This is a genomic window from Paraburkholderia sp. BCC1884 (assembly GCF_900996225.1).
Classification (GTDB): domain Bacteria; phylum Pseudomonadota; class Gammaproteobacteria; order Burkholderiales; family Burkholderiaceae; genus Paraburkholderia.
The window spans coordinates 1-454 of record NZ_CAAJGL010000027.1 but is presented as its reverse complement, the minus strand read 5'-3'; the positions used below and the strand labels follow the sequence as shown (position 1 = coordinate 454).

The 454-nt window shown below is 72.9% G+C and carries 1 protein-coding gene; it reads right to left on the bottom strand.

The features are described 5' to 3' along the window. On the bottom strand, window positions 1-454 hold a 454-nt coding region (locus tag FQ705_RS01970; RefSeq protein ID WP_144137795.1), incomplete at both ends, for a condensation domain-containing protein.

Sequence of the window (454 nt, the reverse complement as noted above, 5' to 3'; positions counted from 1 at the left end):
GCAGGTCGCGGAACAGCAGGTCCATCGACCAGGCATCGGCGACGATGTGATGGACCACGAACTGCAGCACGCATTCGTCGGGGCCGATCTCGAACAGGCCGACGCGGATCGGCGCGCCGCCCGTCAGGTCGAAGGGCGCGCAGCCGAAGGCGTGCAAGGCGGCGGCGAGCGCCTCGGGATCGCGGCCCACCGCGTGCGCCGCGAAGCCGTAGTCGCGCCCGGGCGCCTGCTGGCCGGCCGGCGCGAGTTCGACCGGGTATTGCATCGGCACGCCGTCGCCGGCCTCGAAGCGCAGCCGCAGCGCCTCGTGGCGCTCGACCAGCGCGCGCAGCGCGCGATGCAGCGCCGCGAGGTCGAGCGGGCCACTCAGCCGCAAGGTCTGGATCAGGTGATAACCGGCGTGGGCCGGATCGAGGCACCACAGGAACCACAGCCGTTCCTGGGCCGGCAGCAG